10 protein-coding genes and 2 CRISPR repeat arrays are annotated in these 12674 nt (G+C 37.7%); of the genes, 2 read left to right on the forward strand and 8 right to left on the reverse strand.

Annotation, left to right across the window (positions count from 1 at the left end; genetic code table 11):
* The first annotated feature begins 238 nt into the window (after nucleotides 1–238).
* Nucleotides 239–506: direct repeats of the CRISPR family, unit length 28 nt; unit sequence TTTCTAAGCTACCTACACGGTAGTGAAC.
* A 518-nt stretch (nucleotides 507–1024) separates the two neighbouring features.
* A complete protein-coding gene (locus tag B6C84_RS01260; RefSeq protein WP_086361333.1) occupies nucleotides 1025–2395 on the reverse strand; it encodes a hypothetical protein in 1371 nt (456 codons plus the stop codon).
* A gap of 483 nt (nucleotides 2396–2878) precedes the next feature.
* A CRISPR array of direct repeats spans nucleotides 2879–3146; the repeat unit is 28 nt; unit sequence TTTCTAAACTACCTACACGGTAGTGAAC.
* A 1276-nt stretch (nucleotides 3147–4422) separates the two neighbouring features.
* On the opposite strand from B6C84_RS01260, the gene B6C84_RS01265 reads away from it, so the two are divergent.
* Both B6C84_RS01265 and B6C84_RS01270 read left to right on the forward strand, forming a co-directional pair.
* The gene (locus B6C84_RS01265) at nucleotides 4423–4851 is read left to right on the forward strand and encodes a universal stress protein (RefSeq protein ID WP_034904481.1); all 429 of its coding nucleotides are present in this window, start codon (nucleotides 4423–4425) and stop codon (nucleotides 4849–4851) included.
* Nucleotides 4852–5180: 329 nt separating this feature from the next.
* Nucleotides 5181–5762, forward strand: coding sequence for a Maf family protein (locus B6C84_RS01270; RefSeq protein ID WP_065651421.1), 582 nt, complete (start codon nucleotides 5181–5183; stop codon nucleotides 5760–5762).
* 25 nt (nucleotides 5763–5787) lie between these two features.
* Here B6C84_RS01270 and B6C84_RS01275 read toward each other — a convergent pair whose 3' ends face one another.
* The 7 genes from B6C84_RS01275 to B6C84_RS01305 all read right to left on the reverse strand — a co-directional run bounded on the left by B6C84_RS01275 (nucleotide 5788) and on the right by B6C84_RS01305 (nucleotide 12627).
* Nucleotides 5788–6453, reverse strand: a complete 666-nt coding sequence (locus tag B6C84_RS01275; RefSeq protein WP_086320506.1) for an ABC transporter ATP-binding protein — start codon at nucleotides 6451–6453, stop codon at nucleotides 5788–5790.
* Entirely contained in the window at nucleotides 6453–7664 is a 1212-nt protein-coding gene (locus tag B6C84_RS01280) for an ABC transporter permease (RefSeq protein WP_086320505.1), read from the reverse strand. The genes B6C84_RS01275 and B6C84_RS01280 overlap by 1 nt, the downstream gene beginning before the upstream one ends.
* Nucleotides 7665–7746: 82 nt before the next feature.
* Nucleotides 7747–8220: a DUF4418 family protein gene (locus B6C84_RS01285; protein ID WP_086353868.1), complete on the reverse strand. Its 474-nt coding sequence runs from the start codon at nucleotides 8218–8220 to the stop codon at nucleotides 7747–7749.
* Nucleotides 8221–8240: 20 nt separating this feature from the next.
* Nucleotides 8241–8900, reverse strand: a complete 660-nt coding sequence (locus B6C84_RS01290; protein ID WP_065563564.1) for an ABC transporter ATP-binding protein — start codon at nucleotides 8898–8900, stop codon at nucleotides 8241–8243.
* Nucleotides 8901–8911: 11 nt separating this feature from the next.
* Nucleotides 8912–10051, reverse strand: coding sequence for an ABC transporter permease (locus B6C84_RS01295; RefSeq protein ID WP_217332245.1), 1140 nt, complete (start codon nucleotides 10049–10051; stop codon nucleotides 8912–8914).
* A 16-nt stretch (nucleotides 10052–10067) separates the two neighbouring features.
* Nucleotides 10068–11354: an ABC transporter permease gene (locus tag B6C84_RS01300; RefSeq protein WP_086353867.1), complete on the reverse strand. Its 1287-nt coding sequence runs from the start codon at nucleotides 11352–11354 to the stop codon at nucleotides 10068–10070.
* Nucleotides 11355–11376: 22 nt separating this feature from the next.
* Complete coding sequence (locus tag B6C84_RS01305; protein ID WP_086353866.1) at nucleotides 11377–12627, reverse strand: Fe-S-containing protein; 1251 nt, start codon at nucleotides 12625–12627, stop codon at nucleotides 11377–11379.
* Nucleotides 12628–12674 lie beyond the last annotated feature (47 nt).

The raw sequence follows: 12674 nt of genomic DNA on the forward strand, positions 1-12674 counted from the left end.
TTATTTAAAATTTTAAGCCTAATGGCATAAAATTTATCCATTCGTATAAATATGCTATAAAAGTATAGTGATTGCAAAAAACCATGCAACTTTTTTTGATGGTTTAATTGTTAACTTTTGTAAAGAAAATACTGATAGCTCGAAAACCGCATCGATTATTTGCTGTTTATTAGAAATAATAGCCCCTTTATCCCCCTCTTAAAAAATCACCATTTTAACCTACTCAATAAGCGGTGTATTTCTAAACTACCTACACGGTAGTGAACCTATAACTGTTTTTATTCCAGAACCCTATCACTTTCTAAGCTACCTACACGGTAGTGAACTTTATCAATAACTCGCACCGTTTCTGCTGACTTTTCTAAGCTACCTACACGGTAGTGAACATATCGCTAGAACGGTTTAAAACGATACATGTTTTCTAAGCTACCTACACGGTAGTGAACCGATAGAAAAACTAACCGTTGGCTCACAAATCTTTCTAAGCTACCTACACGGTAGTGAACTAGAATCCAATATACTATAAATGTTGTTGGCAAAAAGGCAAAGTCCATTTTTACCAATAAAAACCCTTTTTTTGAGCCATTTTTCAACGTATTGATTTTTAAAAATTTTATTTTAAGTCAAAAAAAAGGGTTAGCAATAAGTAGGAATTTAATTTTCAAAAACCCCTCTCCTCAAAATTTTTGGTTGTTTGAGTTTCGGACGTTTTGCTGTTTTGTGGTTATTTCTATACGGTGATTACGTCCGAGTTAAGAGGGTTGGCGCGAACCCTCTTTACAATCTCCCGCGGCGACCACGCAAGTGGTCACGATGTGACTACCTTCCGCCTTCGTTCGCTCTTAACGCACCGGCTGTGATTTGTTCCTGACAAAGCACCGCCTTGCCAAACATCCCTGTTTGCCATGCTAACCTCACTCAGTTGTCAGCACGTTGCCAAAGTCGCACCACAAAATTGCTTTTATCGCCCTAACATTATTTTTCTTATCCTCAGCTTCAATACCTAAGAACTAAGAAATAATAGCTAAGGATAGACACAGACTCCGCCGCACTTCGGGACTCCGTTGTGGTCCAGCGGAGCACGTACTATCGCACCATCCGACGAGTCAACCGCATTAAATACAGAATGCATATAATCATACTCGCCCGTCCAATAGCTGCCGCCGTTAATGTGGAAGGAACTACCAGTGTAATGGTGCACCGGCCCCCATTCCGTGAAAAATCCTCCACCAATGTGACGCCGATACTCATTATCAGGTGACGAAGGCGTTGCACTTTGACACCCTCCCCGACAATTCGCATTAGTTAAATCCCTAACCTTAGGCATACGGTATCCTCCAATCTTATTACACCAAGATTCCGTACTAGAATAGGTATTATAAGAAACACCACGACTAACAAACCACAGCTTTAACTCAAATCCATATTTGACCACCGCATTACCACTGCTATCACGACCGACTAACTCAAATGTCTGCGGTAATGATGGTCTTGCGATTCTATCTGGATTTTCTGATTCCCATTGCGATCGTGTAGCAACAGGACCCGTTAGGGTGACTCGAACGCTGGTACTTGTTGAATCGGTCATCGTCGCCGTAATACCACCATGAGAAACCGGGGCCCAAGATAAGGCCTGATTAGTGCCGGCAATAATTAAATCAAAATACAAATTATTAGCACCAGTAGTCGGGAAGTTTAAACCATAAGACGATGGCGTAAATGACTGTGGTAGAAAACCCCAATAATATTTCCAAACGGCATTAGAAAGACCTCTACCCCAATCTACTTGAAGTCTTGCATAACAAACCGTTGGCGTTTGATTAGGTTTAATATAATAAATGGCTCTACCTGCACCAAAACGACTTTCATTAGGTACCCCATAACGTGTTGTTAATCTACCTTCACTATTTGATAAGGTTAATTTATATGGTGCTTTATTGTTATCACAAATAGTCGGCACTTCATTACGGGCAACAGTTCGACCAATTTTATCAGCAATAGATAAATATAAACTACCGGTAGCGGTGACACCATTAACTCCCTGACCATCTCCATCATCATCTCCCCAATAATTATACGGTGTGCCAATAAGTGAACTTAATGCAATAGAATTAGTATCCGTTGGTATTAACATACCAATATCATTAAAACTCTGACCAACAACAGGTAACTCGATAGGATTAGTTGAACTCGAATTATTGGTTGTGGGAGTAAATGTTCTACCATCAGAAAGCGATATCCCGAGTAGCGCTTCGGTATTGGTTACCCGGGTACGACCACCATCAAAGGTTAAATATGGGGCTGAGCCATAAATAATATTGGTCGTTTTAGTGGTTAATGCATAGTTAGAAAAAGAGATAGATTGTAAAATAACTACGGTTAATACCAAAACCATCGGCCGAGATAAAAAGACTAAACTAAGAAATTTTGAAAAATTTTGCTGAAATTTCGGGAATTGCTGAAATAATAAACTGTAGTGAAATAATAAACGGCGTGAGCTTAACTTTAGAAAGGTGAATTTATAGGTTGGGCAGGTTGTGTGTTGTGTGTTGTGTGTTGAAAATTATAATCCATATCAGATATCCTTGTCAATCCAATTTTATGATTTATTTAAAATTTTAAGCCTAATGGCATAAAATTTATCCATTCGTATAAATATGCTATAAAAGTATAGTGATTGCAAAAAACCATGCAACTTTTTTTGACGGTTTAATTGTTAACTTTTGTAAAGATGAACACTGATAGCTCGAAAACAGCATCGATTATTTGCTGTTTTTTAGAAATAATATCCCCTTTATCCCCTCTTAAAAAATCACTATTTTTAACCTACTCAATAAGCGGTGTACTACTTGATATTACCTATACCGCCACTTATATATTTCTATACTACCTACACGGTAGTGAACAGAAAAAGAAATAAATAAAAATGTAACAATGTTTTCTAAACTACCTACACGGTAGTGAACGATAATTACCTCCTAAATTCACCGCAGGGACATTTCTAAACTACCTACACGGTAGTGAACCGTGCTGATTAATACCGAGCAAACGCCGTGAATTTCTAAACTACCTACACGGTAGTGAACCAATTAAAAAACGCACTAAAAAACAAGGCGGCTTTCTAAACTACCTACACGGTAGTGAACTAGAATCCAATATACTATAAATGCAGTTGGTAAAAAGGCAAAGTCCATTTTTACCAATAAAAACCCTTTTTTTGAGCCATTTTTCAACATATTGATTTTTTAAATACTTTATTTTAAGTTAAAAAAAAGGGTTAACAATAAGTAGGAATTTAAGTTTTAAAAACCCCGTTCCTCAAAATTTTTGGTTGTTTGAGTTTCGGACGTTTTGTTGTTTGGTGGCTAGTTCTATGCGGTGAATACGTCCGAGTTAAGAGGGTTGGCGCCAACCCTCTTTACAATCTCCCGCGGCGACCACGCAAGTGGTCACGATGTGACTGCCTTCCGCCTTCGTTCGCTCTTAACGCACCGGCTGTGATTTGTTCCTGACAAAACACAGCCTTGGCAAACATCCCTGTTTGCCATGCTAACCTCACTCAGTTGTCAGCACATTGCGAATGTCGCTAAATTAAATACACCATACTTATTTGCCAAAATACACTTTAATTATTGGAACTAGCTGATGTTATAACTAACGTTAGCGATTTATTGGATGGATTTTGGCTTTAAAAACCCCTCTCCTCAAAATTTTTGGTTGTTTGAGTTTCGGACGTTTTGTTGTTTTGTGGTTGTTTCTATATGGTGATTACGTCCGAGTTAAGAGGGTTGCCGCCAACCCTCTTTACAATCTCCCGCGGCGACCACGCAAGTGGTCACGATGTGACTGCCTTCCGCCTTCGTTCGCTTTTAACGCTCCTTGCCAAACATCCCTGTTTGCCATGCTAACCTCACTCAGTTGTCAGCACATTGCGAATGTCGCTAAATTAAATACACCAAACTTATTTGCCAAAATAAACTTTTATTATTGGAACTAGCTGATGTTATAACTAACGTTAGCAATTTATTGGATAGTTTTTTAGGCTTTAAAAACCCCTCTCCTCAAATTTTTTTATTCTTTGAGTTTCGGACGTTTGTTGTTTTGTGGTTGTTTCTATACGGTGAATACGTCCGAGTTAAGAGGGTTGGCGCGAACCCTCTTTACAATCTCCCGCGGCGACCACGCAAATTGTTTGTTATTGTTTGTTTTAGTGTCGGTTTAAGGTCATGATGATAAATAATGTTAGTTATAGTTGATCTCCATCATGATTTTGCAAAAAAATTATTTCAATCTTTTAAATTCGCGTTAGGATAGTCATGTAACAATTGGATTTCATTTAAAATTAGTATCATACTGAACCAATACCGTTGGCCTTCACCAATAAAATGGTAAAGCCAAGTTTAAATATTGTGAGGAGGCGTTATGTACAAAAAAATATTAGTTCCGATTGATGTGCTTGAAGATGAACTCACTCAAAAAGTGATCCCTCATGTTGAGTGTTTAGCAAAATTATCCAATGCACAAGTTATCTTCTTTCATACCTTACCAGTTGCATCGGCTATCGTGAATGCTTACTCATTTGGTTTTGATGAGTTTAAAGATCAAGCTACTGTACAAACAGAACAGTGGTTACATCGTTTGATTGATACGATTAATTTACCACGGGAAAATTTATCTTTTTCAATCGCTTTTGGTAATCCAAGAGATGAGATCTTACATATAGCCGAAGAAATTGAACCAGATCTAATTATTTTAGGTTCAAGACGTCCTAATATCTCAACACACTTACTGGGATCAAATGCCTCAGGAGTGGTGCGTGGCGCACAAACATCAGTGTTAGTGGTACGCTAGATTTAATTTAAAATTTACTTCCGAGTAAAGAGGGTTCGCGCAAATCCACTTTACTCGGACGTATCCTCAGTATTGAAATAGCCACCAAACAATAAAACGTCTGAAATTCAATGAACAACGATTTGTTGCAATTACTTGCAGTTTAACTAATTTAGTAGTTAATAAAACTTATCGAAAATAAGTGATTGATAAGCCATTTAGACAATAGGCCCAAAATCACACAGACCATCGTTGCTGGATAACTTTATAACACTACTGACAGTTGATTATTACCGTTATATCGGTTTTAATGCTCATCTTTCGCCATGAATCTAAAGAGAATAGTTGCAATGAGAATTATCTTAGCATCGACATCGTTATCACGTAAAAAGGTATTGGAAAAATTAGCCATTCCGTTTGAGTGTGTACCACCCATTTGTGATGAAACGCCTTTGCTAAATGAAAGTGCACAGCAATTGGTGGTGCGTTTAGCTAATGCCAAAGCGCAGTCGTTAGTGGCTAATTATCCTGATAGTTTGATTATTGGTTCTGATCAAGTAGGTGTACTGGATGATCAGATTGTTTGCAAACCACATACCATTGAAAATGCCCAACAACAATTGAGAAATAGCAGTGGTAAAGCGTTTTACTTTTATACCGGAATGACCGTCATTGATACTCGTACCGGCCAATCGCAAACAATTTGTGAACCGTTTAAGGTTACTTTTCGCCAGTTAACTGATGCAGAAATTGATGCTTATATCGCGAAAGAGATGCCACTACAATGTGCTGGTAGTTTTAAATGTGATGAATTAGGTATCACCCTTTTTGATAAGCTTGAAGGTGATGATATTAATTCATTAGTTGGATTACCGCTGATAAAGTTAAATAAAATTATGATCGATATGGGCTGTAATCCACTATTGTTATAATTACTCGAGATACCATTAGTGCAAACTAATCGATTAATCGACCTGAGGACATTTTTAGCGTTCTTTGGCTATAATTTGCTACATCATTATCATGAGTAACAATTAATAGTCCTGTACCTTGTTGGTGAATCTCGGTTAATAATGCCATAATTTGTGCGGAGCTTTCTTCATCAAGATCGCTGGTAGGTTCGTCGGCAATCACTAATTTTGGCCGACAAATCAGCGCCCGTAAAATAGCAATTCGACGCATTTCTCCTCCCGACATATTCGCAGGATAAGTATCTTTTAAGTAGCCGATTTTAGCCTTTTCAAGCAGTTCCATCGCATAATTTAAGCTAGATTGGTTTTCCCGTTTAGTTAAATAAAATGGTAAGCGAATATTTTCCAGTGCGGTCAAATTGGGTAATAAGCTACTACCTTGTGGAATGTAGCCAATATTTTGATTACGAAATGCTGATACCTGTTTATCATCAAGTTCAAATAAGTTGGTACCATTAATGGTAATTTTACCTTGAGTCGGGGTCAATAACCCAGCAATCATATTAAGTAACGTCGTTTTACCACTACCTGATTTGCCCATAATACTGATGAAATCGGTTTGCGCCATTGAAAAACTAACATTATTTACCGCTGAGAAATGTTGCGAACCACGTTGATAATCTTTGCGAAGGTTTTTGACATCCAATAACATTATTCACCCTCTCTTAATGTTTGATAAGTATCAAATTTAGTCAACGATAATGCCGAATAAATACTAGACAGTGGACCAATAATTAACGTCAACATAAATACCATTAATGCATAAATAAATCCGTCAGTAATGGAAATGTTCATACATGGCAAACCTATCGACTGGCAAATCAATAAGCTAAAGGCATAAATTAATACACCAGCGATCACAATACCGGCAATGCCACCTAGGGCGCTAATAATAAGCGATTCTCGCAGTAACATTTTAACCAGATCACTACGTGAAGCGCCTAAAATACGTAATAGACTTATTTCACGTTTACGTTCATTAAGTGATGATGAAAATATCACAAAGATGACAATAATCGCCAGTACCCAGAAAATTGCCGATAAACTATAGACAATAGTTGAAAAACCATTTAGCCATTTGGAAATATTACTTAACATGCCTTTGGTCATCACAAAATCAATATTGTAGTCAATAGCATATTTCGGCATCATCTGATTAACAACATCTTTAGGCTGATAATCAGGATCGACTTTAACAAAAATTGATGATACATAGTTAGCAAAGTGTTCAGTATCGCCTTCAATTAGGTTCGCTTCTTTCATCAGTAACTGTGCTGTCGGGATTGTCATAAATACAGAGGTATCAAAGCCCATTCCGGTACTATCCATTTTGGCTGCGACTTTAAATGGATGATTAAAAAACTTAATTTCATCACCGACATTGGCCGTAATTTTGCTACCAACAACAACCTGATTATTGTTCAATGGTTGGTTTAACTGCGTTTGCAACCAAGGTTTGATCACAAAATCACTTTGCTGATCAAAACCAATTAGTTGTACTTTAGATGTACAGCAACCAGCATTCAATGAAGCGATAAACAGTTGGGGGGAGACAGCTTTAACCCCTTTGATTACTTTAATTTTATCCATCAAATCCGCTTTTAGATAAAAACTGCTTGGTTCACCACGTAACAATGCCACTTCAAGATTTTTTTCATAACCGTAAGGTACAACAAGAATATCCGCGCCTAAACGATTAGCCATACCGGAAATACCTAAACTCAGATTTTTCATTAACACGCTACCGCCAAATAGCGTAGCGGAAAACAGCATAATAATGATAATCAAACAACAACTCCGAAATGGTCGTCTTTGAATGTTTCGCCATGCCAAATTTGCTATAGTAATCGGTTTTTCTTGCATGTTTTAGTTCTCGTTTTCTATATTTTGTTGTATTAAGGCTGATGGTGACTAATGTTGATTGTTGATACTTACTTAATACTGTTTATCTTATTTGTTTATTTACTTGTTTATTCAAATAAAGCACATTGCTGATTGCAGCAATTGCCAAAACGATAGCTAATAAAATCAGTGCAGGTTTGGCATCCATATTACAACGCATCATCTCATTGCCACAAACACCAATTAAAATAGTTGGAATAGCTGCCGCTAAAACTGCAGTGCAAGCTAACGCCATACTCAATCCCATACGGACAAATAGTGAGCGACTAAATAGTACTAACGCACCAATGGCAATCACTAAACTACCAATACCAATTTCAGCCCTTGCAGTCCAAAAGCATTTCATAATTTTACCTGGAGTTGAATGCATATGTATATGCCCATCCCCTGCCACCGTTGTAGCAGGTATAGCTTGCGCATCAGGCAACGGGCAGACAGGTAAAATATAAAGCGGGAATAAAATAAGTAGCGCCCCGATGAATATAAATAATACAGATGTAACAACGCGATTTTTCATAAATATAGACCCTTTAATTATTAATTATTGATAATACTTGCTACCTTACCATGTTCAAGAACCACCGTAGTCTGCGCATGTTTTGATACTTCAGGCGAATGCGTAACAACGATGATTGTACTTCCTTCTTCGTGAAGTTGATGTAGTAAGTTCATAACCATTGCTTCATTACTTTCATCTAAGTTACCAGTTGGCTCATCAGCTAAAATCAGTTTTGGATAATTAATTAGCGCTCTGGCAATACAGACCCTTTGCTGTTCACCACCCGATAATTGGCGTGGTAAATGTTTGGCCCGTGCCGCAAGTCCAACTCGTTCTAATGCTTGTAAGGCTTCTTTTTCATCTACCATACTGTGATAATATTGCGCCACCATTACGTTTTCTAATGCAGTTAAATAGGAAACAAGATGGAATTGTTGAAAGATTAGACCAATCTTATCACGGCGAATTTCCGTCAGCTGTGGTAATGACAACTGGGTAATATCTTGTCCATCTAAAATCACAGAGCCTAATGACGGTTTATCCATACAACCAATAATATTCATTAAGGTTGTTTTACCACTGCCTGATGGTCCCATAATAGATAACCATTTACCCTCTTCAACGGTTAAGTTGACTTCAGACAAGGCATGTAATGAGCCATAGATTTTAGATACATTATTTACTTCGAGCATATTCATACTTTACTATCCTATTCGCCACGTAAAACTAATGCTGGTTCAACTTCAAGTGCACGTTTTACTGGAATCAAACACGCAATAATGGTTACCACAGCCGAAATAATAATCGTTGTTGGTATTAAATAAAATTCAATTACAATTGATCGCCCAAATACGTTAGCACTGATTACTTGAGCAAAAATCAGACCACAAATCACTCCAATCACACCACCGACAATACCTAAAATTAATCCTTCGGCTAAAAATTCTTTGGCAATACTTTTATTGGTTGCACCAATAGCTTTTTTCAGACCAATCTCTTTACGGCGCTCCATAACGACCGTCATCATAGTGGTGGCGACACAGATCATTGTCAAAATTAACACCACTAGTGTGACCAAATAGAGTAAAGATGACAGTTTACCGAGCACCGATGCTTCCGATTGTGTAACCCATTTTATAAGATGAGGTTCGACATAGCTGGAATTATCTTTAATGGTTTGAATATAGCGCTGTAACTCATCTTGCGTTGCCGTAATACTTATTTCGACCACTTCGGCTTGATTGTTTTCTTCGAGTAACGTTTCCAGATCATTGAGTTCAATAAAGATAAAGTTATCCTCAGCTCGACCGGTTTTGACGATGCCGGTAATAGTTAATTCTTCATCGAAGCGCGAATTTTGTTTAGATTTTCCTGAAATCGGCATCGTACTACCAATGCTAAGCTTAGCAAAATGGGCAATATCGGTACCGATCATAATTTCATTTGGGTTTTTCGGCACTTCACCTTCTATTTTCCAATAAGGGCTAGTATTGATAACTTGATCAAACTGGGTGCCGACAATGGTATAAGGCTGTTGATTACTGCGGATAGAGTCATAACGAAATGGGGTAACCCCTAATAGTTTATCTTGCGGTAGTAAGCTAACGGCTTTTTTTACTTCGGTCATTGGCATGGTAGGTTGATTATTAGCCGGCATCAACAGCAGATTGGCACCATAAGAGCGAAACTCTTGTCCCATTTGTCTTGGGATATCATAACAAAGTGTAACCATACCAAGTAAAACCGTGGCACCTATCGCTACACCGAGTAGAGCAATAGCAATCCGGGAACGGCGGCGAATTAACGAACTAAGCAGCGTTTTTAAAATAAAGCGTTGATTTTTATTCATCATCATTTAGCCTCACTTACCGACCATGCAACACATCGGTTGGGCGTAAAAACATCATAATACGTAGTGCCGGTAAACTGCCTAATAAGGTGATCATGCTTACCATAATTAATACCAGTGGAATAATTATCATCTTAGGTTCAACAAACGAACCAAATACCGTTTGGCCAATAATTTGCGCAAAGCCAAGACCGACAAAATAACCAACCATCCCCCCGAGTAAAGCAATGATCAGTATTTCAGTAAGGATTAACATCGCTACCGAAATATTTGTTGCCCCTAACGCTTTTAATAAACCAATTTCAGTACTACGCTCAATCACATTGGCAGTAACTAAATTGGATATTGCTAGCGCCGAGCAGATTAAGGATAAAACAGTTAACAATATCATTAATAACTGTGTTTTTTGTAAGATTGATCCTTCTGATTCAGCGACTTGCATAATTGCTTTAACCCTAACATCGGGCATTAACTCCTCCAATTGATAGGCTATCGAACTGATATAAGCGGTACAGTACCATGTATCCCATTCAGTTCGAGATAAGCTATTTGGATCTTGTGCTGCTTTACGGGCTAAATCATTTTCGGGCGTGGTTAATGCACTCACTTCTACCCGTTCAACCAAACCGTCTTTATTAGCCAGATTTTGCGCGACAGGAAGTGACACATAAAGCTGAGAATCTTCGATCCCTCCACTGTGGAATATATTATTTACAGTTAAAGTAACTTTTTTATTGGTTAATGGTGAAATTAGCTCAAGGCTATCACCTAGTTTAAGATTCAATTGCTTGGCAATGGTCTCACCCACCATTACACCTTGCAAATTATCATCCTTCATAGTGTTGCCTTCAATTGACCACCATGACTTCATAGCTAACATGCCAGTGTCAACTTCATCACCAGTTGGTATAGTCAGATGTTTATTAAACCAAGTTCCAACTAAGCTAACTGGTTTATCATTAACTGTTACTTGTGTAGTAAGATAAGGTGCAAAATCAACTATGTTATATGCCCAGAAGATCATCTTAATCTTTACTAAATCATCTTGCTTGATATATTGAATAGCAGCTCGGGTATCAGCATTATCTAGTTGATATAACTCATTAACTAATGCAGCCCCTTTGGGAACGATATTTAAGTTAGCACCGTAGGCCTTTAATTCCTGATTAACTTTATCACCGACATCAAACATTACATTTAACATGGCAGTCGCCAGCGATACACCTAAAGCAACGGTTAAGGCAATTAAAAATAGCTTCTTTTTTTGACGAACTAACACGCTAAGTAACATTCTACGAAACATATTTTCTTCCTTTTAAAACCATTTACTTAAAACGACTTTTTTCAGCTTCAAGATGCGTAGGTCGAATAATCATATTGCCATCTAAAATTTCATATTTAAGTGGAACGGGATTACAACCACCAGAAAAACCAATAGTCGCAATATTCATCACGACATCACATAAAATACAGACAACTTGATTTCCTCGTTGATAATAACCACTTGCCCCACAAATATCACAAGCATCAAAACCAACCCCATAAGCATTTTCGCTTTTCTTAATCACAATAAATCTTACTAATGTGCCATCGGTTGTTTTATAACCATAACGATGCAAATTGCCGTCATTAACTTGTTCTAATGGAATAACAATTAAACCATCAGCATTTGGCGTAACAGGTTCAGCAGGGGTGAGTTCGACCCCTTTTTCAAATATATAACGAGCACGAGTGACGGTGTAGGCAGTAATAGCCACTCCCGCCATTAACAATAATGATGTACGACGATCACGGCGTAAGCTTGCTTTAAGTTTGCGTATTTGGGCTGGATTATTACCAACCAGCGAGGTGGTTTTTGCTTTGGTATATAATAAAACAGTGAGTAGTAATACCAACACCATAAAGATAAAAGTAAACAAGTTGACATGCGCTAAAATAAAAATCACCAAATCCATCATCCACTGTTGCGGTGAGATAAATCGTCTGACAATTAATATTTGTAGTAGATTAATGCCGTTTTGAATGGTAAAGATAATAATGGCAAATGTCGCAATCACCACCACCAATCGAGTTGATAACCTAGCGCAAAGGCGATAAATCAACCAGCCAATTAAACCACAAACTAATAGAGCAAAGCCATAACCAACCCATTTAAACAGATAATCATTATTGAATATTGACTCCATGCCAACATCAAATCCAAATGGGTAGAGTAAAATATTCGGTAAGCATTGAGCTGTAATCAGCCCTATGGCAACAGCCGTTAATACAGCCAATAGAATCTTAATAATAGGTTGTTGGAACGAATTTCTGAGCGACCAGCAGATAAGCAATGGAATGACAATGATGCACCACGGAATAATCACACCAAGGTCATAGTACTCTCGAACAGCAATACCGGTATTACGCTTTAAGATTGCATAAATGATTGCCGCCAGCATTCCCAATAAAAAACCAATGATAAGATATTTTTTACCACTATATAGGTTTGACTGAACAAACACTGCACTAACAAGTGCCAATATGATCACAGGTACAAAAGTATTATCGGTAATACTGATAAGATATTGGAGCATAACGATTGCCTAAAGATTACAACGTATATTGGCGAGTTGTTACACTC

The organism is Gilliamella apis (genome assembly GCF_002142155.1).
Classification (GTDB): Bacteria; Pseudomonadota; Gammaproteobacteria; order Enterobacterales; family Orbaceae; genus Gilliamella; species Gilliamella apis.